The following is a 24,749-nucleotide window of genomic DNA, read 5'->3' as shown; positions in this document are numbered from 1 at the left end:
ACCCGAAACCCCAGGAGCCACCCATGACCACACCCGCCCTCGAGGTCACCGGCCTCACCAGGACCTACGGCGCCGGTGCGGCCGCCGTGCACGCGCTCAACGGACTCGACCTGGCCTGCGCGCCGGGCACCTTCACCGCCGTGATGGGGCCCTCCGGCTCCGGCAAGTCCACCTTCCTGACCTGCGCCGGAGCGCTGGAGCAGCCGACGGGCGGCCGGGTCGTCATCGCCGGCCAGGACGTCACCGAGCTGACCGAGGCGCACCGGACCAGGCTGCGCCGCGAGCGGATCGGGTTCGTCTTCCAGGGCTTCCACCTGCTGCCCTACCTGACCGCCGAGCAGAACGTCGCACTGCCGCTGCGGTTGGCCGGGAGCCGGATCGACGCGGCTGCCCGCCGCCGGATCCGCGAGCTGCTCGACCGCGTCGGCCTCGGCGATCGCATCGGCCACCTGCCGGCACAGCTCTCCGGCGGCCAGCAGCAGCGGGTCGCGATCGCCCGGGCGGTGGTGACCGGTCCCGACATCGTCCTCGCCGACGAGCCCACCGGAGCCCTCGACTCCCACACGGCGGCCTCGGTGCTCGCCCTGCTCCGGAGCCTCGTCCGCGAGCTCGGCGCGACCGTCGTGATGGTGACCCACGACCCGGTCGCCGCTGCGTACGCGGACAGCGTGGTCTTCCTCGTCGACGGCCGTGCCGTGGGGCGGATGGAGAACCCCGCCGCCGAGGCCGTCGCCGGCCAGATGGCACATCTCGACGAGCTCACCGCCCGGACCGAGCAGGAGCTCGTGTGATGCTGACCCTGGCACTGCGCTCGCTGCGCCACCGCGCCACCGCCATGACCGCGACCTTCGTCGCGATCCTGCTGGGCACGGCCGTGATGGGGTCGTTCACGCCGTTGATCCAGGTCGCCCTCGAACCCGGCACGCCGAGCGCCGAGCGGGAGACCCTGCTCATCCTCGGGGGAGTGGTCGGAGCCTGGGGCACCGTCATCGCGCTCTTCTCGATCGTCTCCACCGTCGGGGTCACCGTCCGGCAGCGCGAGGTCGAGATCGGTCTGCTGCGCACCGTCGGTGCCGAGCCCCGTCAGGTCCGCGCCCTGGTGCGGGCGGAGACTCTCCTGGTCGCACTCGTCGCCGCCGTCCTCGGAGCCGTCGTGGCGAGCCTGACCAGCCGAGCGCTCCTCGACCTGCTGCAGTCCGGCGGCGTCGTCAGCGAGCAGGTCGCCCACTCGGGCGGCTGGGCCGCGCTCGCCGCGACGGTCGTCCTGCTCGTGCTCGTCTCCCTGGCCGCCGCCGGCATGGCCGGGTCACGTGCCTCCCGGGGACCGGCGACGGTCGCCCTCTCCGAAGCCAGGACGGGCACCGGTCGGATCGCCTGGTGGCGCTGGGTGGTGGCCGTGGTCGCTGTCGGCCTCGCCGCGTCCATGGTCGCGATGACCATGGCCACGGGCAAGGACGCCGCTGACCCGTCTGAGGCGATGGCGATGACCGGCTCCCTCGGCCTTGTGGTCGCGGTGGGTCTCGCGGCGCTGGCACCGCTGCTGCTGCGGGCCGGCAGCTGGGTGCTGCGGCCGCTGCTGGGCGGCACGAGCGGTCACCTGGCGGCGTACAACACCTCGCGCAGGTCGCACCTGCTTGCAGGGGTGCTCGCTCCGGTGATGGTGCTCTCCGCGGCCGCGGTCAGCATCCTGATGCTGGTCGGGATCGACGAGCGAACGCTGCCCACCGGTCTGCCCCCGGAGGTCGCTGAGGGCTTCGAGACGGCCAACCTGCTCAACAACGTCGTCACCGCGATGATCTGCGCGTTCGCCGCGATCATGGTCGTCAACGCCTTCGCCGCCCTCCTCGCCGACCGCCGCCTGGAGCTGCACAGGCTGCGGCTGCTCGGCGCCACTCCAGGTCAGGTGCGCGGCTCCATCCTCGCCGAGGCCGGCGTGGTCGCCGCGGTCGGCACCGTCGTCGGGCTGCTCGCCGCCCAGGCGACGATCGTCCCGTTCGCCTACGTCCGTGGTGAAGGCCTGGTCCCCGACGCGCAGCTCTGGCTGCCGCCCCTGCTGATCGCCGGTGCCGTGGTGCTCACGCTGGCCTCCGCGGCCGGCGCGACGAGCCGGGCATTACGCACGACGTCCGGCGCCCGCTGATGTCACGCTCACTCCTGATGACCGACTGGGACGCACCGATCCGGACCGTGCGACCGGAGCCGTTCAGCGGGCAGGCGCTCGTCGAGCGGCTCCGGCTGACCGGACTGTCGCTGGGCTATGCCCTGATGATGGCCCCCGCCCTGGTGCTGGCGATCCTCACCGTGCTCTCGATCCCGCTCGGGCTGGTGTTCGGGGTCGGCATCGGGATCGCCCTGGGTGCGGTGCCGGCCACCCAGGCCGTCGCTGGGGTGCATCGTCGGGTGAGCGGGATGCTCCTCGGGGAGACCATCCCGGAGACGTACGCGGACCTGAGTGCGCTGCCGGTCCTCGCCCGGCCGTTCCGGTGGCTCCGGGACAAGGCGCGCTGGCGCGACTTCGCCTTCTGTTGCTTCTCGGCGACCGGGGGCTTCGTGCTCTCCTTGCTGCCCGCGGCGTTCCTGACCGTGCCGCTGACCTGGCTGATCCTGGCGTTCACCGGCATCACCTGGGTGGCCTGGCTGCTGCTCCTGCTCACCGGTCCCCTGCTGCTGGCGTGGTGGGTGACGACCCCGGGCCTGGTCCGGGCGCGGGCGCTGGCCGAGCGCGGCATCTTCGGTCAGGGACAGGCCGCCACGCTGGCCGCCAGGGTGGAGAAGGTCGAGTCGACGCGTGCCGAGACGCTGGACCACTCGGCGGCCGAGCTGCGCCGCATCGAGCGTGACCTCCACGACGGCGCCCAGGCCAGGATCGCCGCCGTCGGGATGAGCGTCGGGCTGGCCGAGAAGCTGATGGCGACCGACCCGGACGCCGCCGCGGCGCTGCTGCGCGAGGCCCGCGAGACCACGGTGTCCGCGCTGGAGGACCTGCGTGGAGTCGTACGCGGCATCCTGCCACCCGTGCTCGCCGACCGTGGCCTCGTGGGAGCCGTCCAGGCCCTCACCGCCGGACTGCCGCTGCCGGTCACCGTCGCCATCGAGCTGCCCGGGCGCCTGCCCGACCCGGTCGAGTCGGCGGCCTACTTCGCGGTGGCCGAGTGCCTGGCCAACGCGGTCAAGCACTCCGGTGCCGACCGGGCGTTCGTACGCGGCAGCCACAACGGGCAGCGGCTGCGTATCGTCGTGGGCGACAACGGCCGCGGCGGCGCCGACGCGACCGGGCACGGGCTCGCCGGGGTCGCGACCCGGCTGGCCGCCTTCGACGGCACCGTCGAGGTCGAGAGCCCCTCCGGCGGTCCGACCCTGATCACCCTGGAGGTGCCTTGCCGGATCTGAGGGTGGTCCTGGGCGAGGACCAGGCGCTGCTCCGCGTCGGCCTCACCCGGATCCTCGAAGCGGGCGGGATCGAGGTCGTCGAGGCCGTCGACAACGCTCCCGCCCTGGCTCGGGCCCTGGTCCGGCCAGACGTGGACGCGGCGGTGGTCGACGTACGTCTTCCTCCGTCCTTCACCACCGAGGGCATCACCGCGGCGATCGAGGTCAGACAGGCGCGGTCGGGGTTTCCGGTGCTGGTGCTGAGCCAGTACGTGGAGCCGCTCTACGCGCGCGACCTGCTCGCCGGGGGAGAGGGCGCGGTCGGCTACCTGCTCAAGGACCGGGTCGCCGACGTCGACGCCTTCCTCGGGGCGGTGCGCCAGGTCGCCGGCGGCGGGACCGTCCTCGACCCTGAGGTCGTCGCCGCGCTCCTCACCCGCCGCGAACGCCCGCTCGACCGGCTCACCGAGCGGGAGCGCGAGGTGATGACGCTGATCGCCGAGGGGCGCTCCAACGCCGCCATCGCCGCCCGGCTCTTCGTCACCGAGAAGGCCGTCGGCAAGCACATCAGCTCCATCTTCACCAAGCTCGACCTGCCCCAGGCGAGCGACGACAACCGTCGCGTGCTCGCCGTCCTGGCCTGGCTCAACGACACCTGACCCGGCGCCTTCTCGGCGCCGGGCGGACGAACGAGTCAGTCGTCCTGTGCCTGAGTTGGGCTGAGCCCGGGGAGGTCGAGCATGCGCTGGAGGGCGAGCTTGGCGTAGCGCTCGGTGTCGGGGTCGACCTCGATGCGGTTGACGACCTGACCCTCGACCAGGGACTCGAGGGCCCAGACGAGGTGGGGGAGGTCGATGCGGTTCATCGTCGAGCAGTAGCAGACGGTGCGGTCGAGGAAGACGATCCGCTTGTCCGGGTGGGCGTCGGCGAGGCGCTTGACCAGGTTGAGCTCGGTGCCGATCGCCCAGGCCGAGCCGGCGGGAGCGGCCTCGATGGTCGAGATGATGAACTCGGTCGAGCCGACCAGGTCGGCCTTGAGGACGACCTCGTGCTGGCACTCGGGGTGGACCAGGATCTGCACACCCGGGATCTCGGCGCGCAGGTCGTCGATGGTGTCGGGGGAGAAGCGGCCGTGGACCGAGCAGTGGCCCTTCCACAGGATCACCTTCGCCGCCCGCAGCTCCTCGGCGCTGAGGCCGCCACCGGGCTTGAGCGGGTCCCAGACCACGCAGTCGCCCAGAGACACACCGAGCTTGAGGACGGCGGTGTTGCGGCCGAGGTGCTGGTCGGGGAAGAAGAGGACCTTGGCATCGTCCTTCTGGTCGAAGGCCCACTCCAGCACGGCCTGCGCGTTGGAGGAGGTGCACACGACGCCGTCGTGGCGCCCGCAGAACGCCTTGATGTCGGCGGAGGAGTTCATGTACGTCACCGGCACGACCTGCTCGGCCACGCCCGCCTCGGAGAGCGCCTCCCAGGCCTTCTCGACCTGGCCCAGGCGCGCCATGTCGGCCATCGAGCACCCGGCTGCGAGGTCGGGCAGGATGACCGCCTGCGAGGGCGAGGTGAGGATGTCGGCCGACTCGGCCATGAAGTGCACGCCGCAGAAGACGATGTACTCCGCGTCCGGCCGGGCGGCGGCGTCGCGCGCGAGCTTGAAGGAGTCCCCGGTCACGTCAGCGAACTGGATGACCTCGTCGCGCTGGTAGTGGTGTCCGAGGACGAACACCTTCTCGCCGAGCTTCTCCTTGGCGGCGAGCGCGCGCTTGACCAGGTCGGGGTCGGAGGCGGCCGGCAGATCGCCGGGGCACTCGACGCCACGCTCGGAGTTCAGGTCGGTGCCACGCCCCAGGGGGAGCAGCGGGAGGTCGACAGTCGTCATGATGACGATAATACATGTCGACGGCTCGGCGCCCTCGTGGCATGGGTCACATGGTGGTATGGATCAGGCCCGCAGCGGGCGTACGGCATCCCACGCCGGGTCGGTGTCGACCCGGGTGACGACGTCGCCGTGGACCCAGCCGTCGACCGTCTCCTCGAGCCGTTGCGGGGCCGAGGTGGTGGGGTCGACGTAGGCGTGGAGAAGGCGTACGCCGTTGGTGGTCTCGTGCGCCACGACGCGGCCGTCGGGGCCGAGGGTCGAGGCGAGCCGGTCCTCGAGCTGACCGAGCTCGCGAAGGGCGTCGGCCGAGGGGAGGCCCCGCTCGGCGAAGCCGATGTAGGGGACCACCACGCCGACATGATGGGTCAGATTGGGGGCGGTGACCGGGTGCAGGGGCACGACCGCGCTCGCGATCACCGGCCCCTGGGGGCTCTCCCCGTGGAGCAGCACCCAGGCCGGGTTGCCGTCGGGGTCGACGTACTCCTTGCGGAGGTTGCGTACGGCGACGCGCAGCCCGTCGAGCCCGAAGCCGTCGCGGGGTCGGGCGGTGGTGGTATCGACCTCGCCGATCCACAGCTCGGTGCTGGACTCGCCCAGTGTCGTGTCGAGGGCGTGGAAGGCGACCTGGAGACGGGCGTCGTCGGCGAGGTCGGAGAAGGCCGGGTGGAAGAGGGTGAGGTCGAAGTGAGCGCCGTTCTGCCGGGCGGTGACGAGCACGTCGGCCAGCCGGATCGCGGCGCCGCCGGGGGTGGTGAGCACCGCCTCGACCGGATCGTCGACGGGCGGGCGCTGGTCGCTGAACTCCCAGAGTGAGACGCCGTCGGGCTCGGGGGCGGCGAGCAGCCAGCGGCGTGCCAGCGCACGATGGTCAGGGTTGCCGCCGGCCGAGACGACGAGCAGCCGGCCGCCCAACGGCCCGGGGCCGACCTCCCAGCTCAGACCGGCCTCGATCGCGTCGATCCGTCTGGCCAGCAGTGCGACGAGAGCGTCCTGGTCGTCGGCGTCCAGCGCCGCACCGCAGGCCAGAGCGCCCTTCTGGGCCCACCAGCTCCAGAAGCCGCTGATCCGCCTGGTCTCTGAGTCGCCGGCGCCGCGCCGCCCGAAGATCCGCACGAAACGACCTTAACGCGACGCATGCGGAATGGTTACGACACTGAAAACGTCAGGTGGAACACCTGGTGCTTCCGTGCGCGGGTAGGTTTCGGCCATGCGAGTGCTGATCGCCCCCGACAAGTACGCAGGCACACTCACCGCCGCCCAGGCGGCCGCCGCGATCGCGGAGGGCTGGCGGCGTACGGCGCCCCGCGACGAGCTCTCGCTCGCGCCGATGGCGGACGGCGGACCGGGATTCCTCGAGCTGCTGCACGACGTCCTCGGTGGCGACCTCCACGAGGTCGAGGTCCGGGGCCCGCACGGTGAGCCGGTGACCGCGCAGGTGCTGGTCGACGGCGAGACCGCCTACGTCGAGTCGGCCCAGGCCGCCGGCGTGCACCTGACCGGTGGGAAGGGAGCGGAGCAGGCGAGCTCGTACGGAGTGGGCCAGCTGCTCCTCGCCGCCCGCGACGCCGGCGCGAGCAGGGTCGTGATCGGCCTCGGCGGCTCGGGCACCAGTGACGGGGGAGCGGGGCTGCTCGCCGCGCTCGGCGCCACTGCGGACCGGCCGCTCGATGCCGGTGTCGCCGGACTCGAGGGCATCACCGAGGTCACGCTCCCCGAGCCGCTCGGCCTCGAGATGGTGATCGCCAGCGACGTGGACAACCCGCTGACCGGGCTCTTCGGCGCGATCAAGGTCTACGGCGAGCAGAAGGGGCTGGCCGAGGAGACCATGCCCCGCTGGGACGGTGTGCTCCAGGACCTGGCCGCCGCCACATCGCGTAAGACCGCGACCGAGAAGGGCGCGGGGGCGGCCGGCGGGATCGGGTTCGCGCTGCTGCTCCTCGGTGCCACCCGGCGGCCGGGGTTCGACGTCGTCGCCGACCTGCTGGGGCTGCCCGAGCTGGCCGCCCGGACCGACCTGGTGATCACCGGTGAGGGCTCCTTCGACCCGCAGAGCGCGGCCGGGAAGGTGCCGGCCGGGGTAGCCAGACTGGCCGAGCAGGCGCTGCGGCCCTGCATCGTGCTGGCCGGCAAGGTCAGCATGAGCGGGCGGGAGATGCGTACGCTCGGCATCGACGCCGCCTACTCGCTCGTCGACAGCGTCGGCGAGGAGCAGGCGCTCGGCCAGGCGTACGACTCCCTGGTCCAGGTCGCCGCCAGAGTGGCCCGAACGTGGTCCGCCGACCAGCGGGAATAACCGATGATGTGCGACGATTGAGCCTTAAGACACACCCGCACCCACGCACAGGGAGCCCAGCTACATGACCGAGCAGACTACCGAACGCCGCGCCGACTCCATCAACCTGAGCGACGTTGCCGCCGCGAAGGTGAAGAGCCTCCTGGAGCAGGAAGGCCGCGACGACCTGAGCCTGCGCATCTCCGTGCAGCCCGGTGGCTGCTCCGGCCTGCGCTACCAGCTCTTCTTCGACGAGCGCACCCTCGACGGTGACGTCGTCACCGACTTCGACGGTGTCTCCGTCGTCGTCGACCGGATGAGCGTTCCCTACCTCAACGGCGCCATGATCGACTTCGTGGACAGCATCGAGAAGCAGGGGTTCACCATCGACAACCCCAACGCCACCGGCTCGTGCGCCTGTGGAGACTCCTTCCACTGAGTCCCAGAACGTCAGCAGCCCCTGCCTACGCGGCAGGGGCTGCTGGTATTTGGTGGCCTCCACATTCCAGGAGGCCGAAACCATCAGGTCAGGGCGAGGTCATCGGCGACGTGTCCGCAGGCCTCGAGCACGGCGGTGTCGCCCGGCTCGCGGGCCTGCATCCGCATTGCGGGTGCTGGGCGGGCCGCTTCGCGCACTCGTGGCGCGGGCAGGCGCAGCGCGCTGTCGGCGGCGGCGCAGTCGGCGCAGAGCTGCGCGGGGCTGTCGAGGTCGTCGTACGGAACGCGCATGTCTGTCATGCAAACGACGGTAAGCACTACCAACGGGTAGAAGAAGGCCGACTCAGCGGTAATATTTCATCTGCTGTCTACGGTCGAGCCTTAACGTCGCCCGAGGTCTCGCCGGTAGGGTTCCGCGCATGTCCGGTTCACTCCTGATCGCAGGCTCCATCGCGACCGACCACCTGATGAGCTTCGGTGGAAAGTTCGCCGATTCGCTGGTCGCCGACCAGCTCGACAAGCTCTCGGTGAGCTTCCTGGTCAACGACCTCGAGATCCGCCGCGGCGGCGTCGGCGCCAACATCTCCTTCGGCCTGGCCAACCTCGGCCTGGCGCCGGTGCTCGTAGGTGCGGTCGGCGAGGACTTCGCCGACTACCGCTCCTGGCTCGAGCGCCACGGCGTCAACTGCGACCACCTGCACGTCTCCGAGACGCTGCACACCGCGCGGTTCGTGTGCACCACCGACACCGCGATGGCGCAGTTCGCCAGCTTCTACCCGGGCGCGATGGCCGAGGCGCGCGAGATCGAGCTCGGCCCGATCGCCGACAAGGTCGGCGAGCCGTCGTTCGTGCTGATCGCGCCCGACGACCCCGACGCGATGAAGCGCCACACCCAGGAGGCCCGCCAGCGCGGCTACACCTTCATCTCCGACCCGAGCCAGCAGCTCGCCTTCGGCGACGGTGAGCTCATCCGCGAGCTCGTCGACGGCGCCGCCTATCTGTTCACCAACGAGTACGAGTCGCACGTCCTCCAGCAGAAGACCGGCTGGTCCGCCGACGAGGTCCTCGCCCGCGTCGGCACCCAGGTCACCACGCTCGGCAAGGACGGCGTACGCATCCAGCGCAAGGGCGAGGACGCGATCGAGCTGCCCGCCGCGAAGAACGTCAACGCCGTCGAGCCCACCGGGGTCGGCGACGCCTTCCGGGCCGGCTTCCTGGCCGCGCTGGCCTGGGACTGCGAGCTCGAGCAGGCCGCCGAGGTCGGCTGTGTCCTCGCCGCCTACTGCGTCGAGACCGTCGGCCCGCAGGAGTACTCCTTCACTGCCGAGGAGTTCGTCGCCCGGGTCCGTGAGTCCTACGGCGACACCGCCGCGGACCAGATCGCCCCGCACATCAAGGCCTGAACTTCTCTGGCAATTCCTGCACTTCTCGGGCAATGCAACGCCAGAGAAGTGCAGGAATACCCGGTTAACCGGGTATTCCTTCCGCTCAGCTCAGACGGCGTATCCGATAGACGGGTACGCCGTCTTCGGCTTCCGCCTCGCCGACGAACTCCTGGCCGCGCATGCGGGCCCAGGCGGGTACGTCGTGGTGGGCGGCCACGTCGTCGGCGGCGACGGCGATGACCTCGCCGACCTCGACGTCGCCGAGGTGGCGGCCGAGCTCGATGATCGGTCGCGGGCAGGCCTGGCCGCGGCAGTCGAGGGTGACCGTCGGGGCGCTCACAGCCCGGCCTCGGCGCGTAGGTCCTTGACGATCCCGGGCAGTGCGTCGAGCACGCGCTCCACATCCTCTCGCGTCGTGTCGCGGGTCAGCGATAGCCGAACGTTACCGTGTGTCAGCGCTCCCATGGCAGCAAGCACCCGAGAAGGTTCGCGGGTGTCGGAGGTGCAGGCAGAGCCGCTGGCGACACCGACGCCGATGCGGTCCAGCGCGGTCACCAGCGCCTCGCCGTCGACGTACAGCGCCGAGAAGGTCACCAGGTGGGGGAGTCGGCCCTCGGCAGGGCCGGCGACGTCCACGTCCGGGATCTCCGTCCTGACCCGTTCCCTGACCAGTGCGACCAGCTCGTGCTGGCGGGCGTTGACCTCCTCGCGCTCGGCGACGACCGCCTGGAGCGCGGCCGCGGCCGCCAGCGCCCCGGGGATGTTCGTGAACCCCTGATCCGTACGCGACCACTCATCGCCCGGGAAGGGCCAGCGCCACCGGGCGGACCGGCGTACGACCAGCACTCCCACGCCACCGGGGCCACCCCACTTGCGGGCGGAGCCTGCGATCGCATCTCCGACCGACGGCAGCGGCAGCCGCCCCATGGCGGCGCCGGCGTCGACGAAGAGGGACGCCGGGCCGGCGGCGGAGGCGACCTCGTCGAGGGGCTGGAGCGTGCCGACCTCGTGGTTGGCCTGCTGGACGGCGATCACGTCGACGTCCCCGGTCTGCACCGCGTCCCGGACGGCGGCGACCTCGACCCGGGCCTCGCCGTCGACGGCCAGCTCGGTGACGGGGGAGCGCTGCGACCAACGCGCGGCGTCGATGACGGCCTGGTGCTCGACGGCGCTGTGACCTATGCCACGTGATCCGAGCCCCAGGAGGCCCGCGTGCACGGCGGCGGTTCCCGAGGATGTGAAAAGCACCTCATCTCGACGCACCCCCAGCGCCTCGGCGACGACCTCGCGGGCGTTCGCGAGCAGCAGCCCGGCGTTGCGGGCCGGCCGGTGGAGGCGGCGGGGGTCGGCGTACCCCTGATCCGCCGCGGCGAGCAGCACTTCCCGCGCGGCGGGATGGAGCGGTTCGGCCGAGGCGGCGTCGAGGTAGGTGAAGCGGTCGGTCACAGAACCCAACGGTAGCCATACGCGACATGAGGAACCCCTGAAGATGAATCCGGAGGCGCTCGCGGTAGTCTGCCGACATCTGAGTGTTCGCATGAGAGAGAGGCTCGTAGTGGGTCTGCACTTGCCAGGGGCCGGAACGACTCCGTCCCACGCCCGCGCCCGACGTGGTGCGCTGGTGGCGACGCTGACGGCCGGCGCCCTCCTGCTGAGTGGCTGTTCGGACGAGGCGGCGCGTTTCGGCTTCCCCGAGCCACGTTCTGAGCAGGGGGAGCACAACCTCGCCCTGTGGCAGGGCGCATGGATCGCCGCGTTGATCACGGGTGTCCTGACCTGGGGGCTCATCTTCTGGGCGATCTGGCGCTACCGGCGCCGCAGCGATTCCGACGTCCCGGTCCAGACGCGTTACAACCTGCCGTTGGAGATCTTCTACACGATCGCCCCGGTCCTGATGGTGATCGTGTTCTTCGATCACACCGTCAAGGTCCAGAACGAGATGTTGGATGACGGCAACCCGACCAACGTGATCGAGGTGACCGGCCAGCAGTGGCAGTGGACCTTCAACCACGGCATCGGTGAGCCCGACCTGAGCGCGGACGAGAACCTCGTCGACGACGAGTTCGCCTACGACAGCTACGGCTACGTCGTGGGCACCGGCTCGCACATCCCGACGCTGGTCCTCCCGGAGAAGACCACCACGCGGTTCAACCTGCGCTCGGCCGACGTCATCCACAACTTCGGCATCCCGGACTTCGGCATGAAGATGGACGTCATCCCGGGTCGGGTGAACCACTACTCGATCACCACGAAGGAGGCCACGGCCACCTTCGACCCGAGCGCGGAGGACCTCATCGAGGGCACCACCTTCCGCGGCGCCTGCTACGAGCTCTGCGGCGTCTACCACGCCCGGATGATCTTCAAGGTCGCGATCCTCTCCGAGAGCGACTACAAGTCCTACGTCGACACGCTGGCGCAGAACGGCTTCGAGGCCGAGCGCCCGCTGCTCGGTGGTGGCAAGTCCACCCGCCCCGCCGACGACATCCCCACTCACGAGGAGGAGGGCGAGTGACCGCCACCGCTGCGCGCCCGGTCACCGAGGGCCGCAAGCCGCTCGGAACGCAGATCTACCAGCTGCTGACCACCACCGATCACAAGCTGATCGGCAAGATGTACCTGGTCACGTCGTTCGTCTGGTTCCTGATCGGCGGCCTGATGGCGCTGCTGATGCGCTCGGAGCTGGCCTTCCCTGGACAGCAGGTCGTCAACGACGAGCTGTTCAACCAGCTGTTCACGATGCACGGCACGATCATGCTGCTGCTCTTCGCGACGCCGCTGTTCTTCGGCTTCTCCAACGTGATCATGCCGCTGCAGATCGGCGCACCTGACGTCGCCTTCCCGCGGCTCAACATGTTCAGCTACTGGCTCTACCTCTTCGGCAGCCTGATCGCGGCCAGCGGCTTCCTCACCCCGACCGGCGCGGCCGACTTCGGCTGGTTCGCCTACACGCCGCTGTCCAGCGCGCAGTACTCGCCGGGTGTCGGTGGCGACCTGTGGATCATGGGTCTCTACATGGCCGGTCTGGGCACGATCCTCGGCTCGGTCAACTTCATCACCACGATCATCTGCATGCGGGCGCCGGGCATGACCATGTTCCGGATGCCGATCTTCACCTGGAACACCCTGATCACCGCGCTGCTCGCGCTGATCGCGTTCCCGATCCTGGCCGCCGCCCTGCTGATGCTCGAGTCCGACCGCCAGTTCGGCTCCCACGTCTTCGACGCCGCCCATGGTGGCCCGATCCTGTGGCAGCACCTGTTCTGGTTCTTCGGTCACCCCGAGGTCTACATCATCGCGCTGCCGTTCTTCGGCATCATCTCCGAGATCCTCCCGGTCTTCAGCCGCAAGCCGATCTTCGGCTACATCGGCCTGGTCGCCGCGACCCTCGGCATCGCGATCCTCTCGGTGGCGGTGTGGGCGCACCACATGTTCGTCACCGGCGCAGTCAACCTGCCGTTCTTCTCCGGCATGACCTTCCTGATCGCAGTGCCCACCGGCGTGAAGTTCTTCAACTGGATCGGCACGATGTGGGGCGGATCGGTCAGTTTCGACACCCCGATGCTTTGGTCGATCGGCTTCCTGACGACCTTCCTCTTCGGTGGTCTGACCGGCATCATCCTGGCGAGCCCGCCGCTCGACTTCCAGGTCTCCGACTCCTACTTCGTGGTCGCGCACTTCCACTACGTGGTCTTCGGAACCGTCGTGTTCGCGATGTTCGCCGGCTTCTACTTCTGGTGGCCGAAGATGACCGGCCGGATGCTCGACGAGCGCCTCGGCAAGGTTCACTTCTGGCTGCTGTTCGTCGGCTTCCACGCGACCTTCCTGGTCCAGCACTGGCTGGGTGTCGAGGGTATGCAGCGACGCATCGCCGACTACCTGCCCAGCGACGGGTTCACCTTCCTGAACCAGTTCTCGACGGTGGGCGCGTTCCTGCTGAGCCTGTCGATGCTGCCCTTCTTCTACAACCTCTACATCTCGCGCAACGCCCCCAAGGTCGAGGTGGATGACCCGTGGGGTTGGGGCCGCTCGCTGGAGTGGGCCACCGCCTGCCCTGCGCCGCGCCACAACTTCGTCTCCATCCCGAAGATCCGCTCGGAGTCCCCGGCCTTCGACCTCCACCACCCGGAGATCGCCGCGCTCGAGCACGATGAGGACGATTTCGCTTCGACCAGCTCCAACAAGGAAGGCTGACCACGATGAAGTCTGAAGCCTGGATGTTCGTGGTCTGCACCGTCTTCATGGTGCTGGTCACGCCGGCCTACTGGTTCGTCACCGCGGCCTCCGAGGAGGGTGGCGACTGGACCGGCACCTCGGCGCTGGTGATGTGCACGCTGCTGTTCGCGATGATCACCGTCTACCTCGGCTTCCACGCCGTCAAGATGGACCCGCGTCCCGAGGACCGTGAGGACGGCGAGATCGCCGAGGGTGCCGGGGAGTACGGCTTCTTCCCGCCGTTCTCCTGGTGGCCGCTGTGGGCCGGCCTCACCTTCGGTCTGGTGGTCCTCGCCGTCGCGATGGCCGCGTGGTGGCTCCTCATCATCGCCGCCGTGCTCGGCCTGCTGGCCCTCGCCGGCTGGAACTTCGAGTACTACCGAGGCGAGTTCAAGCACTGAGCAGATGAACGTACGCGGGGCCCGATCCGAGATGGATCGGGCCCCGCTTCCCTTCTTGGGAAGCTCTTGGTGATGCCCGGTAGGGTTATCGCGCCCACGTACCGGTTCAGGGCGTCGGGGTAAATGAATCAGGTCTGGAGCAGTCTCACCGTGTCAACGCAGTCACCGTTTCGCCGCCCGTCCGTGTTCGCCCGTCGCCGGGTGCTGTTGACCACGGCAGCGGCGGCCCTCGCGCCGGTGCTCGCCGCGTGCGGGGCGGACCCGGCCTCGAAGGAGCCCAAGAAGCCCGCCGAGCCGACGGTGCAGATCACGCCCAACATCGAGGACAACGCCACCGGCGTCGCGGTCGACAAGGTCGTCAAGGTCGATGTGGCCAAGGGGCGTCTCGACGAGGTCATGCTGACCGGCGCCAAGGGCACCAAGGTGCGGGGCACGATCACCGAGGACGGGCTCAGCTGGAGCGCGGGTGAGGTGCTCGAGCCGACCGCCTCCTACACCCTCGCGGTCACGGCCACCGGTGACGACGGTCTGGAGCAGACGAGCGAGATCAAGTTCTCCACGGAGGATCTCGGCCTGGACCGCCAGACCTTCCCGTCGATCGCGCCGCTCGACGGCGAGACGGTCGGCGTCGGAATGCCGATCATCGTGACGTACGACCTGCCGGTGAAGAACAAGGCCGCCTTCGAGAAGAAGATGATCGTCGAGTCGACCCCCAAGCAGGAGGGGTCGTGGTACTGGGTGAGCGACAAGGAAGTGCACTACCGCCCGCGCACCTACTGGCAGGCCAACTCCACGATCAACGTGAAGCTCAACATCAACTCGGTCCCCGCCGGTGGCGGCATCTTCGGCCAGAAGGACCGCGAGATCACGTTCAAGACCGGTGACGCCCACATCTACCGGGCCAACGCGCAGACCCACCAGATGGAAGTCTTCAAGAACGGGCAGAAGATCAAGACGATCCCGATCACGACCGGCAAGGAAGGGTTCATCACCCGCAGCGGCGTGAAGGTGATCATCGAGAAGTTCAAGCGCAAGACCATGAACTCCGAGACCATCGGGATCAACCAGGGCGACCGGGAGTACTACAACATGGAGGGCGTGAAGTGGGCCATGCGGCTGACGTTCTCCGGTGAGTTCATCCACGGCGCGCCGTGGTCGGTCGCGCAGCAGGGCAATGCCAACGTCTCCCACGGCTGCACCGGGATGAGCGACGAGAACGCCAAGTTCCTCTACGACATGACCCGCCGCGGTGACGTCGTCGAGACCGTCGGCACCAACCGCGAGATGACCTTCAGCAACGGCTGGGGCGACTGGAACACCTCCTACGAGGAATACCGGGCGGGGTCTGCACTCGCCTGAGTCGATGTTGTGCATTGCAGCAATTAGCGTGCGACATCATGCGGTTGATGCTTGCCATCGTCAGCCCCTTTACTTACTTTCCATCTAACACGTAATCGCGTTGCGCAGGGCCGACCCCGACGGCCCGCGCCGCCCTGGAAGGTGGACTCGTTGCCTCGGCCTGTGCTGGTGCTCGACCTGGACGGCACGGTGTGTCTCGGAGACACACCGGCACTTCTCTATGCCACCCGGGTGGCAGACCTCACCGACGCCCCTGAGGCGCTCCTGGAGACCGCAGCGGCCTTCCTCGGGCAGAGACTGCCGGAGACCGCTCCGAAGACGCTGACAGGCGCTCAGGACGGCTATGAGGCGGTCAAGATCCTCGGCCTGGCGGCCGGGGTCTCCGAGGAGCAGCTCAGCGCTGCGTACGTCGCGAGCCGGGAGGCGATCAGCGAGCAACCGGGTGACATCCGCACGCCCGACGGGCTCATCGACCTGCTCGACGGGATCGACGCGCACCGGGTGATCCTGACCAACTCGCCCGGCGGCAGCGGGCTCGACGCGATCCTGGAGCACCTCGGCGTACGCGACGTGGTCGACGAGGTGTGCACCGACGCGCTCAAGCCGACCAGGATGAAGGGTCACCTGGACGCGTTCCTCGACCACGTCGGTGCCGCCGACACGCCGGAGTGGTTGATGTCGGTCGGCGACATCTGGCGCAATGACCTTGCCCCCGCCGTCGAGCGTGGTTGTGTTGCTGCATACGTTGACGCCTTCGACCGCCGGCAGGGACCGGCCCACGTTCGTGCAGGATCGTTCGTGGACCTGTACCCCGCAGTCACGGACTGGTCGAGTGACCCGTCATCCTTCATAGCAGCTCACCCCCTCAAGGAGTCTGTCCAATGTTGAGAACCCCCAGGAACCGGTTGCTGGCGGTCGGTGCCGCCGCATCGCTCGCCCTCTCGCTCGCCGCCTGCGGCGGCAGTGAGGACAGCACCGCGCCCGCGGAGGACCCCGAGGAGATCGTGCTGTCGCTGGTGCCCTCCGGTGACGTCGACTCGATCACCGAGAGCGCGAAGGGGCTGGAGTCGTTCCTCAGCGACAAGATCGGGATCCCCGTACGCGCCGAGGTGACCGAGAGCTATGCCGCCGCGATCGTGGCGATGAAGGCCGACCAGGCCCAGGTCGCCATGCTCGGCCCGATCGGCATGGTCCAGGCCGAGGACCAGGCCGGCGCGGTGCCGGTCCTGCAGTCGGTGCGCTTCGGCTCGGGGACCTACCACACCCAGTGGTTCACCAACGACCCCGAGACCTACTGCGCCGACGACGTCAAGGTGGTCGAGGGCTTCAAGTACTGCAACGGCACCGACGCCGCCAAGACCGGTCCAGCCGGCGAGGATGCGCTCGCCAAGATCAAGCCCGGCACCTCGATCGCCTTCGTCGACCAGGGTTCCGCCTCGGGCTACTATTACCCGGCCACCCAGTGGGGACAGGTCACCGGCGGTGACGCGCTCGTCGACCTCGACGCGCAGTTCGCCGGCGACCACGACGCCGCGGTCCTGGCCGTGGCGCGCGGTGACTACCCGATCGGGGTGAGCTTCGACGACGCCCGCGAGGAGGTCGCGGCCGACGAGCCGAAGGTCGCCTCCGAGGTCGTGGTCTTCGCCTACTCCACAGAGATCCCCAACGACGGCATCGTCGTCGCCGCCGGACTCTCCAAGGAGCTGCGTACGAAGGTGACCGACGCGTTCATCGCGATGGCCAAGGATCCCAAGGGGCTCAAGACGCTGGGGGCGGTCTACGAGATCGAGGGTCTGGAGAAGGTCGACACGGCCGCGCTGAAGAAGGCAAAGTCCGTGGAGGAGAACTTCGGCGAATGAGCGACGGCGGGCACAGCATCGTCTTCGATGACGTCTCGGTGGTCTACCCGAACGGCACCCGCGCCCTGGACAAGGTCTCCCTGACCATCCCGGCGGGGGAGTTCGTGGTGGTCGTCGGGCTCTCCGGTGCCGGCAAGTCGACGCTCGTCCGCACGATCAACGGCCTGGTGCCGGTCACCTCGGGATCGCTGTCGGTGGGCGGGACCGAGGTGGCCACGGCACGCGGGCGGCGACTGCGCCGGCTGCGTGCCGAGATCGGGATGATCTTCCAGGGGTTCAACCTGGTGACCCGCCGCTCGGTGATGGGCAACGTGCTCACCGGGCGGCTGCACGCCCAGTCGTGGATGCGGTCGGCCCTCGGGCTGCACACCAAGGCCGACAAGGAGATCGCCTTCGAGGCGCTGGAGCGCGTCGGGATCGTCGAGAAGGCGTGGGTACGCGCCTCTCAGCTCTCCGGTGGGCAGCAGCAGCGGGTCGCGATCGCCCGCGCCCTGGCGCAGCAGCCGTCGGTGGTGCTCGCGGACGAGCCGGTCGCCTCCCTCGACCCGCCGACGGCCAACCTGGTGATGCGTGACCTGCAACGGATCAACCGCGATCTCGGTATCACCACTGTGGTCAACCTGCACTTTCTCGATCTCGCCCGGCGCTACGCCGACCGGATCATCGGCATGCGCGCGGGTGAGGTGGTCTTCGACGGTCCGGCGGCCGAGGCCGACGATGCCGTCTTCGAGAAGATCTACGGGCGCTCGCTGACCGCCGAGGACGTTTTGGCATGAGTCAGGCCACCCTCGAGCGCCCGGGCGACTCGCCGAAGCAGGTACGTCCGGCTCAGCCGCCGCCGAGCCCGCTGCTCATCGGGGGCATCCTCGGCGCGGTCGCCGTCACCGTGGTGGCGGGATGGGCGATCGACTTCTCGCTCGCGCCGGTCATCGAGCAGTGGCCGATGCTGGTGATGATCCTCGAGGAGGTCGTGCACCCCGAGTGGGCGGAGATCACCGACCCGTCCTCGCGGCTGTGGACGGCGCTGAAGGAGACCGCGGCCATCGCGATCATCGCGACCTTCGTGGGCTCCCTGATCGCCCTCGGGGTGGCTCTGCTGGGCTCCAAGGTGAGCGCGCCTCCCGCGGTCTACCGCGTCACCAAGTCGGTGATGGCGGTGATCCGGTCGCTGCCCGACATGGCCTACGCGCTGGTCTTCGTCGCCGTCGTCACCGGCCCGCTTCCGGGGATCCTGGCGCTGACCATCTTCAACATCGGCATCGTCGCCAAGCTGACCGCGGAGAGCATCGACGCCGTCGATCCCGGCCCGCTGGAGGCGCTCGACGCCGCCGGGGCGACCCGCTGGCAGCGGGCCCGCGTCGCGATCGTGCCTGCCGTGCTGCCCAACTACGCCTCGTACGTCCTCTATGTCTTCGAGCTCAACATCCGCGCCTCCGTGGTGCTGGGGGCGGTCGGGGCCGGCGGGATCGGGCAGCTGATCATGCTCTACTTCAACCGGGCCGACTACGCCCGGCTGGCGGCGGTCGTGATCGTCATCTTCGTGGTGGTCATCGCGATCGACCTGCTCTCCCAGTTCCTGCGCCGGAGGCTGGTATGAGCCCCGCGACCGTGGCGCGGCCGAATCCGCCGCCGAAGTGGCCCTACACCGCGGTCGGCCTGGCGCTGATCGGCATCGTGCTGGTCGCCGGGTGGTCGCTGGACGACGCCAAGTGGGAGCGGCTGCCGCAGTTCCCCGGAGAGATCCTGCAGTACGCCGGGCAGATGCTCGACGGCGTGCTCACCTGGCCCGGAGCGCATCCCGAGGGCCAGGCCGACCCCGAGCTCACCTACGGGGACTGGTGGCTGCAGTCGCTGAAGCTGATGGGGGAGTCGGTGGCGCTCGCCTGGATCGGCACCTGCGTCGGGGCGCTGTTCTCGTTCCCGCTGGCCTTCCTGGCCGCCTCCACCACCGCGCCCCTGTTCGTACGCCTCCCGGTGAGGCTCTTCTTCAACGCCATCCGTGCCGTCCCGGAGATCCTGCTCGCGGTGATCGTGATGCTGCCACTGTTCGGGCTCAACCCGATGGCCGGAGCGATGGCGATCGGCATCCACTCGATCGGCTCGCTCGGAAAGCTGACGCTGGAGAACATCGAGGCGGTCGACCCGCGCCCCGTCGAGGCCGTCACGGCGGCCGGCGCGACGTGGTGGCAGCGGATCCGCACGGCGGTCATCCCGCAGATGATGCCGGAGACCGTGGCGTTCTGGCTCTACCGCTTCGAGGTGAACATCAGGGCAAGCGCGATCCTCGGAGTCGTGAGCGCTGGTGGAATTGGTGCACTGTTAAACCGTGTCCTTCGGGGCCGAGAGTGGGAGTGGGGTGGAATCATGCTAGCTGTGATCATCATCGTGACGATCCTGGTCGACCAGCTGTCAGCAACGCTGCGTCACCGGATCCTGCACGGCGCCGAAGCCACTGCGGTGGCGGCATGACGAGTGCGCCGGTTCTCCCAGCCATCAGGGCCGCAATGCCGCGGCTCAACCCTTCCGAGCGCGCGGTCGCCGAGGTCGTGCTGACCCGTTCGGAGTGGGCCATCGAGGCGACCACCGCCGAGATCGCCGCCGAGGCCTCCGTCTCGACCGCGACCGTGGTCAGAGCCGCGCAGAGACTCGGGTTCCGCGGCTTCCCGCACCTCAAGGTGCTGCTGGCGCGTGACCTGGGCACGGCCAAGACCGAGACGACCGAGGGAGGCAGCCCGCTGACCGTGGTGCGCTCCTTCTTCGCCGACATCGCCGACTCCGCCTCCGACATGGTCGGGCTCCTCTCCGAGGAGCAGGTCACGCGGGCCGTTGAGCTGCTCGCCGAGGCCCGCTCGATCCTGGTCGCCGGCACGGGCGTCTCCTCACCGGTCGCCCAGGACATCGCGATGAGACTGGGCTCGCAAGGACTGAGCACCGTCGCGCCCAGCGATCACCTCGACCAGCTCATCCGGGCCCGTCTGCTCCAGCCGGGCGACGTCTGCGTCGTGGTCAGCGGCACCGGCGCCACCGCGCCCACCATCCAGGTCGCCCAGGCGGCCGTCGCCGGGGGAGCGGCCGTCATCGCGCTGACCTCCTTCACCGGCACCCAGCTGACCAAGCTCGCCGAGGTCGAGCTGGTCACCCCGCAGGGCGGTCGCGCCGGGTTCCGCCAGGAGCTCGACTCGATCATCCGGATCCCGCAGCTCATCCTCGGCAACGCACTCGTCGCCGCTGTGGCCGCCCGCGACCCCGAGGCCGCCGCCAACGTACGCGCCCGGGTGCTCGAGGTCGTCGGCGGCGAGCTCGACCCGCAGGGCTAAACCCCTTAGAGGTACGCCGCGAGCAGCTCCGCCTCGGCGCGGAGCTGCTCCGCCTTCTCGCCGGCGCCGTGGGACTCCAGGTCCGTCGCGGCGCTCAGCCGCTCGGTCTGCTCGTCGGTGATGATGCCTCGTACGTCGTCATCGGTCAGGTCGCGCCTCGTGGCCTCGGTGGCGCCCACGCCGCTCGCGGCGCCGGCGATCGGTCCGTCGCCCAAGAGGGCCGCCTCCGCCACCGGGAGGGCCTCGGCGTTGGCGATGGCCGACAGCGTCGATCGGAGCACGGCTGTGGCCGTGGTGTCGCGGGCCTTGCGGGCGGTGAGGAGGTCGGCTCGGAGTCGAGCCTGGAGGCCGGTCATGTGCTGGACCCTAGGGTGCGCGTCTGGCCGCGGGCAACCGGGTTTCCGCCGTTAGAACGCCCAGAAACGCACGTGGCGCCGTCCCCCGGAGGGAACGGCGCCACGTGGCGTACGAGCGCGTCAGCCTCAGTGGCTGAGCGGCTCCTCGATCGCCGAGTGACGGTGATCGTCGAAGTCGTGACCGTCGACCTGGTGACCCTCATGGGCGGCCAGCTCGTGGGCCTCGTGCTCGGCATGGTGGTGCGCCTCGCTGAGCTCCTCGGGGGTCGGCTTGTCCACGTCGTGGTCGTAGTAGAAGGCCCGGAGCTTCGCGCGGAACGACTGCTTGCCGTTCTTCTTCAGCTCCGGCTCCTCGCCGGCCCGGCCGCGGTCGCGGACAGTCATGGCGTAGGCCTCGTCCTCGGGAAGCGGCAGGTGCTTCTCGTGGTAGGCGCCCTCCGGCGTACGGATGACCGTGCCGGTCTCGTAGCCGTGCAGCAGCTTCTCGTTGTCGTGACGCTGCAGCGAGATGCACCAACGACGCGTGATGATGAACGCCACGATCGGACCCAGGAACACGAACGCCCGCAGGAAGTAGGTGATCTGGTTGATCGAGAGGTCGAACTTGATCGCGATGATGTCGTTGCCGCCCGCGGCCCAGAAGCCCGCGTAGAACGTCATCAGCGCGACGAACGTGGCGGTGCGGGTCGGAGCGTTGCGCGGGCGCTGGAGCAGGTGGTGCTCGCGCTTGTCGCCGGTGATCCAGGCCTCGATGAACGGGAGCATCAGCACGACCATCCAGGCCGCCATCGGCAGCACGATGACCGGGAAGAAGATGTTCCACGACCAGGTCGAGCCCCAGAAGTGCGACTCCCAGCCCGGCATGATGCGCAGCGCGCCGTCGGGCCAGCCCATGTACCAGTCAGGCTGCGAGCCCGCGGTGACCTTGGTCGGGTCGTACGGACCGAACTTCCACACCGGGTTGAGCGAGAAGAAGGCGCCGAGCAGGGCGGTCACACCGAAGGTGATGAAGAAGAAGCCGGTCATCTTGGAGATGTAGTTCGGCACCATCGGGTAGCCGACGACGTTCTTCTCGGTGCGTCCGGGTCCGGGCCACTGGGTGTGCTTGTGGTAGATCAGCAGGATCAGGTGGGCACCGATCAGCGCCAGCAGGATCGCTGGGATCAGCAGCACGTGGATCGTGAACAGGCGTGGAATGATGTCGTCGCCTGGGAACTCGCCTCCGAACAGGAAGAACGAGAGGTACGTCCCCACGATGGGGATCGCCATCATGAACCCGTCCGCGGCCCGGATGCCGGTGCCGGAGAGAAGGTCGTCGGGGAGCGAGTAGCCGGTGAAGCCCTCGAGCGTGCCGAGGAGCAGCAGCGTCGCGCCGATGACCCAGTTGATCTCACGCGGCTTGCGGTGCGCGCCGGTGAAGAAGACGCGCATCATGTGGATCATCATCGAGGCGATGAACAGCATCGCCGCCCAGTGGTGGACCTGGCGCAGCAGCAGGCCGCCGCGTACGTCGAAGGAGATGTCCAGCGTCGAGGCCATCGCCTCGGACATGTCGATGCCGCGCAGCGGCGCGTAGGAGCCCTGGTAGGTGATCTCGGCCATCGACGGCTTGAACCACAGGGTCAGGAAGGTGCCGGTGACCAGCAGGACCACGAAGCTCCACAGCGCGATCTCACCCAGCATGAACGACCAGTGGTCGGGGAAGATCTTGCGGGAGAGGAACTTGCTCAGGCCGCCGATGCCGAGGCGCTCGTCGGCCCAGTTGGCGGCTGCGCCGGCCTTGGTCGGCTTGCCCGCCGGGGCAGCGGCTTCGGTGCCGTTGCTGGCGGCAACCTTGGACGTGTCGGTGCTCACTGGCCGCCCTCCTTGTAGCCGTACTGCTCAGCATCGGCGGCGTGGTCCTTGGACCAGTCGTCGAAGATCTCGTCGATGTCGTAGGTGTTGCGCTCCCAGAAGCTGACGCCCACAGGCTCAGGGTAGTCCGAGAGGGCAACGAGGAAGCCGTCCGCGTCGACGCCCAGGGGCAGCTGCGGGAGGTGGCGGCCGGCCGGGCCGAAGATGACCTTGCCGTGGTCGGCGAGGTCGAAGGTCGACTGGTGGCACGGGCACAGCAGGTGGTGCGTGGTGCGCTCGTTCAGCGAGATCGGGCAACCGACGTGGGTGCAGATCTTGGAGTAGGCCACGATGCCGTTGACCGACCAGTTGCGGGTCACGTCGTTGTCGATGTCGTTGGGGTCCATCCGCAGCAGGATGGTGGCCGCCTTCGACTTGGCGATCTGCAGCGGCGCGCCGTGCAGGCTGCCGTCGAAGATCGTCGCCGGCTCGGCGTTGACCAGGTCACCGATCTCCAGGTCGCCCGGGCGGATCGGGGTGCCGACCACGTCGCGTACGACCCGCACGCCGGCATCCCAGACGGTGTGCTCGAGGCCGGCGCCCGGGTAGGGCTGCTCCTCGGTGATCTGGGCGTTGGTCTGACCCAGGTCCCTGAGGATGACGACCGCGGGCAGACCGAGCAGGGCGGCCGAGCCGATCATCGCGTTGCGGATGAAGGGACGGCGAGCCATACCGGACTCGTGGAGCGCGGCCTTGAGCTCGGCGACGGCGGCCTCGCGGGTGGCGGGGGAGGAGGAGGCCGGGTGGCGGTCCTCGGAGTGCTCGATGTCGACGACGAGCTTGCGGGCCCACTGGATGACGCCGATGCCGAGGAAGAGGAGGGCGAAGCCGAGGCTCGATCCCAGCGCCAGGTTGGAGGCGCCGAAGCCGGCCCAGACGTCACCGTCGTAGCCGGGCTCGATGGTGAAGTAAGCGACGACGAACAGCACCGAGCAGATCGCGGAGAGACCGAAGAAGGCGCTCACCTGGCGCTCGGCGCGCTTCTCCGCCTTGGGGTCGACGTCGGTGGGACGCCAGTGATGCTCGTGCATGCCCGGGTCGGGCAGCAGCGCGTCGGTGTGCGCGTTGAGCTCGGGGTGCGAGTCGTCGTGCTTTTCGATCTCGCTGAGGTCGCTGCTCACTTGGCAGATCCCTTCTTGGTCTGGTTGGTGCGCGTGGTGTGCGCGGCGATCCAGAAGGCGAATGCCACCAGGACGCCGAGCCCGACGACCCAGGCGACGATGCCCTCGGTCACCGGACCGAGCGAACCGTTGTTGAAACCGCCGTAGTCAGGCTGCTCCTTCATCGACTCGACGTAGGCGATGACCGCCTTCTTCTCCTCCGGGCTGATGTTGCCGTCGGAGAAGGTGTCCATCGACTGCGGACCGGTCAGCATCGCCTGGTAGATGTGCTTCGGGTCGGTGTTGAGGATGCTCGGAGCCTCGCCGCCGCGCGGCATCGCGCCGCCGGCGCCGGTGAAGTTGTGGCAGGCGGTGCAGTTGGTCAGGAAGATCTGGCCACCGAGGGCGACCGCGGCCTCCCTCTCCTCCTCGGACTCGAAGGTGTCCGGGTCGTACTGCTCCGGCTCCGGGACGGCCGGGCCGGGGCCGAGGCTGGCGACGTACGCGGCCAAGGCATCGATCTCGTCCTGGTTGAAGCTGGGGTCCTTGACCTCGACCTGGGCGCCGGGCTGGGCCATCGGCATCCGGCCGGTGCCGACCTGGAAGTCGACGGAGGCGGCACCGACACCGATCAGGGAGGGTCCGTAGAGCTTCCCGTTCTGGGTGGTGATGCCCTCGCCGTTGGAGCCGTGGCAGGTGGAGCAGTTGATCATGAAGAGCTCTTTGCCCTCGGCGACGAGAGCAGCGTTGTCCTTCTCCTGCTCGGCCTGGGAGGCCGGGGCGAGCGCGGCGTACGCGCCGCCGGTGCTCAACAGGGCGACCAGGAGCACGGCGGCACCGGCCAACGGGCGGCGACGGTGCCGCGACAGTCGACCGACGGAGCGGTTCAGTAGACGCACATTCAGTCCT

Annotated in this window: 26 protein-coding genes; 17 read left to right on the top strand and 9 right to left on the bottom strand. The window is 69.2% G+C overall.

What is annotated here, in order from left to right:
• The first annotated feature begins 23 nt into the window (after positions 1-23).
• The 4 genes from ACFX43_RS20160 to ACFX43_RS20145 are packed head-to-tail and all read left to right on the top strand — an operon-like array spanning position 24 to position 4,028.
• Positions 24-791, top strand: a complete 768-nt coding sequence (locus ACFX43_RS20160) for an ABC transporter ATP-binding protein (RefSeq protein ID WP_378833494.1) — start codon at positions 24-26, stop codon at positions 789-791.
• On the top strand, positions 791-2,140 hold the full coding sequence (locus ACFX43_RS20155) for an FtsX-like permease family protein (protein ID WP_378833481.1): 1,350 nt from the start codon (positions 791-793) through the stop codon (positions 2,138-2,140). The genes ACFX43_RS20160 and ACFX43_RS20155 overlap by 1 nt, the downstream gene beginning before the upstream one ends.
• 17 nt (positions 2,141-2,157) lie before the next feature.
• Positions 2,158-3,390, top strand: coding sequence for a histidine kinase (locus tag ACFX43_RS20150; protein ID WP_378833474.1), 1,233 nt, complete (start codon positions 2,158-2,160; stop codon positions 3,388-3,390).
• Positions 3,387-4,028 carry a response regulator transcription factor gene (locus tag ACFX43_RS20145; protein ID WP_355231118.1) on the top strand — a complete coding sequence of 214 codons (642 nt, stop codon included), beginning with the start codon at positions 3,387-3,389 and terminating at the stop codon, positions 4,026-4,028. The genes ACFX43_RS20150 and ACFX43_RS20145 overlap by 4 nt, the downstream gene beginning before the upstream one ends.
• 35 nt (positions 4,029-4,063) lie before the next feature.
• On the opposite strand, the gene nadA is transcribed toward ACFX43_RS20145, so the two are convergent.
• Together nadA and ACFX43_RS20135 are read right to left on the bottom strand one after the other, a co-directional pair.
• Positions 4,064-5,248: a quinolinate synthase NadA gene (nadA, locus tag ACFX43_RS20140; RefSeq protein ID WP_378833467.1), complete on the bottom strand. Its 1,185-nt coding sequence runs from the start codon at positions 5,246-5,248 to the stop codon at positions 4,064-4,066.
• 63 nt (positions 5,249-5,311) lie between these two features.
• Positions 5,312-6,361 carry a DUF695 domain-containing protein gene (locus ACFX43_RS20135; RefSeq protein ID WP_378833460.1) on the bottom strand — a complete coding sequence of 350 codons (1,050 nt, stop codon included), beginning with the start codon at positions 6,359-6,361 and terminating at the stop codon, positions 5,312-5,314.
• Positions 6,362-6,455: 94 nt separating this feature from the next.
• On the opposite strand from ACFX43_RS20135, the gene ACFX43_RS20130 reads away from it, so the two are divergent.
• Both ACFX43_RS20130 and erpA read left to right on the top strand, forming a co-directional pair.
• Positions 6,456-7,541, top strand: coding sequence for a glycerate kinase (locus ACFX43_RS20130; protein WP_378833455.1), 1,086 nt, complete (start codon positions 6,456-6,458; stop codon positions 7,539-7,541).
• Between the two features lie 64 nt (positions 7,542-7,605).
• On the top strand, positions 7,606-7,959 hold the full coding sequence (gene erpA, locus ACFX43_RS20125; RefSeq protein WP_008363173.1) for an iron-sulfur cluster insertion protein ErpA: 354 nt from the start codon (positions 7,606-7,608) through the stop codon (positions 7,957-7,959).
• A gap of 83 nt (positions 7,960-8,042) precedes the next feature.
• On the opposite strand, the gene ACFX43_RS20120 is transcribed toward erpA, so the two are convergent.
• Positions 8,043-8,258, bottom strand: a complete 216-nt coding sequence (locus ACFX43_RS20120; RefSeq protein ID WP_378833447.1) for a hypothetical protein — start codon at positions 8,256-8,258, stop codon at positions 8,043-8,045.
• 119 nt (positions 8,259-8,377) lie between these two features.
• On the opposite strand from ACFX43_RS20120, the gene ACFX43_RS20115 reads away from it, so the two are divergent.
• Positions 8,378-9,361 carry a carbohydrate kinase family protein gene (locus ACFX43_RS20115; protein WP_350843680.1) on the top strand — a complete coding sequence of 328 codons (984 nt, stop codon included), beginning with the start codon at positions 8,378-8,380 and terminating at the stop codon, positions 9,359-9,361.
• Between the two features lie 85 nt (positions 9,362-9,446).
• On the opposite strand, the gene ACFX43_RS20110 is transcribed toward ACFX43_RS20115, so the two are convergent.
• Both ACFX43_RS20110 and ACFX43_RS20105 read right to left on the bottom strand, forming a co-directional pair.
• The gene (locus tag ACFX43_RS20110; protein WP_378833443.1) at positions 9,447-9,683 is read right to left on the bottom strand and encodes a sulfurtransferase TusA family protein; all 237 of its coding nucleotides are present in this window, start codon (positions 9,681-9,683) and stop codon (positions 9,447-9,449) included.
• Entirely contained in the window at positions 9,680-10,789 is a 1,110-nt protein-coding gene (locus ACFX43_RS20105; protein ID WP_378833439.1) for a cysteine desulfurase family protein, read from the bottom strand. The genes ACFX43_RS20110 and ACFX43_RS20105 overlap by 4 nt, the downstream gene beginning before the upstream one ends.
• A gap of 175 nt (positions 10,790-10,964) precedes the next feature.
• Here ACFX43_RS20105 and ACFX43_RS20100 point away from each other — a divergent pair, with 175 nt between their 5' ends.
• The 10 genes from ACFX43_RS20100 (at position 10,965) to ACFX43_RS20055 (ending at position 20,491) form a co-directional block, all read left to right on the top strand.
• Positions 10,965-11,855: a cytochrome c oxidase subunit II gene (locus ACFX43_RS20100; RefSeq protein ID WP_378833435.1), complete on the top strand. Its 891-nt coding sequence runs from the start codon at positions 10,965-10,967 to the stop codon at positions 11,853-11,855.
• The gene (ctaD, locus tag ACFX43_RS20095) at positions 11,852-13,534 is read left to right on the top strand and encodes a cytochrome c oxidase subunit I (protein ID WP_378833432.1); all 1,683 of its coding nucleotides are present in this window, start codon (positions 11,852-11,854) and stop codon (positions 13,532-13,534) included. Before ACFX43_RS20100 ends, ctaD begins: the two co-directional genes overlap by 4 nt.
• 5 nt (positions 13,535-13,539) lie before the next feature.
• Positions 13,540-13,956, top strand: a complete 417-nt coding sequence (locus ACFX43_RS20090; protein ID WP_378833427.1) for a cytochrome c oxidase subunit 4 — start codon at positions 13,540-13,542, stop codon at positions 13,954-13,956.
• 150 nt (positions 13,957-14,106) lie between these two features.
• Entirely contained in the window at positions 14,107-15,315 is a 1,209-nt protein-coding gene (locus ACFX43_RS20085; RefSeq protein ID WP_378833422.1) for an Ig-like domain-containing protein, read from the top strand.
• Positions 15,316-15,465: 150 nt separating this feature from the next.
• Positions 15,466-16,203 (top strand): HAD family hydrolase, encoded by a 738-nt coding sequence (locus ACFX43_RS20080; RefSeq protein WP_378833415.1) that lies wholly within the window; start codon positions 15,466-15,468, stop codon positions 16,201-16,203.
• Entirely contained in the window at positions 16,197-17,174 is a 978-nt protein-coding gene (phnD, locus tag ACFX43_RS20075; RefSeq protein WP_378833412.1) for a phosphate/phosphite/phosphonate ABC transporter substrate-binding protein, read from the top strand. Before ACFX43_RS20080 ends, phnD begins: the two co-directional genes overlap by 7 nt.
• Positions 17,171-17,950: a phosphonate ABC transporter ATP-binding protein gene (phnC, locus tag ACFX43_RS20070; RefSeq protein ID WP_378833405.1), complete on the top strand. Its 780-nt coding sequence runs from the start codon at positions 17,171-17,173 to the stop codon at positions 17,948-17,950. The genes phnD and phnC overlap by 4 nt, the downstream gene beginning before the upstream one ends.
• Positions 17,947-18,771 carry a phosphonate ABC transporter, permease protein PhnE gene (gene phnE, locus ACFX43_RS20065; RefSeq protein ID WP_378833400.1) on the top strand — a complete coding sequence of 275 codons (825 nt, stop codon included), beginning with the start codon at positions 17,947-17,949 and terminating at the stop codon, positions 18,769-18,771. The genes phnC and phnE (ACFX43_RS20065) overlap by 4 nt, the downstream gene beginning before the upstream one ends.
• Positions 18,768-19,643, top strand: a complete 876-nt coding sequence (gene phnE, locus ACFX43_RS20060) for a phosphonate ABC transporter, permease protein PhnE (protein WP_378833392.1) — start codon at positions 18,768-18,770, stop codon at positions 19,641-19,643. The genes phnE (ACFX43_RS20065) and phnE (ACFX43_RS20060) overlap by 4 nt, the downstream gene beginning before the upstream one ends.
• The gene (locus tag ACFX43_RS20055; RefSeq protein WP_091049949.1) at positions 19,640-20,491 is read left to right on the top strand and encodes a MurR/RpiR family transcriptional regulator; all 852 of its coding nucleotides are present in this window, start codon (positions 19,640-19,642) and stop codon (positions 20,489-20,491) included. The genes phnE (ACFX43_RS20060) and ACFX43_RS20055 overlap by 4 nt, the downstream gene beginning before the upstream one ends.
• Before the next feature lie 5 nt (positions 20,492-20,496).
• Here ACFX43_RS20055 and ACFX43_RS20050 read toward each other — a convergent pair whose 3' ends face one another.
• The 4 genes from ACFX43_RS20050 to ACFX43_RS20035 form a co-directional block, all read right to left on the bottom strand.
• Complete coding sequence (locus ACFX43_RS20050; RefSeq protein WP_378833384.1) at positions 20,497-20,847, bottom strand: hypothetical protein; 351 nt, start codon at positions 20,845-20,847, stop codon at positions 20,497-20,499.
• Positions 20,848-20,973: 126 nt separating this feature from the next.
• Positions 20,974-22,701 (bottom strand): cytochrome bc complex cytochrome b subunit, encoded by a 1,728-nt coding sequence (locus tag ACFX43_RS20045; protein ID WP_378833379.1) that lies wholly within the window; start codon positions 22,699-22,701, stop codon positions 20,974-20,976.
• Positions 22,698-23,861 (bottom strand): Rieske 2Fe-2S domain-containing protein, encoded by a 1,164-nt coding sequence (locus tag ACFX43_RS20040; RefSeq protein ID WP_378833376.1) that lies wholly within the window; start codon positions 23,859-23,861, stop codon positions 22,698-22,700. The genes ACFX43_RS20045 and ACFX43_RS20040 overlap by 4 nt, the downstream gene beginning before the upstream one ends.
• Positions 23,858-24,739 (bottom strand): cytochrome c, encoded by an 882-nt coding sequence (locus ACFX43_RS20035; RefSeq protein ID WP_378833368.1) that lies wholly within the window; start codon positions 24,737-24,739, stop codon positions 23,858-23,860. Before ACFX43_RS20035 ends, ACFX43_RS20040 begins: the two co-directional genes overlap by 4 nt.
• Positions 24,740-24,749 lie beyond the last annotated feature (10 nt).

Source organism: Nocardioides sp. YIM B13467 (genome assembly GCF_042788075.1).
GTDB lineage: Bacteria > Actinomycetota > Actinomycetes > Propionibacteriales > Nocardioidaceae > Nocardioides.
This window is presented reverse-complemented; position numbering and strand designations above follow the sequence as displayed.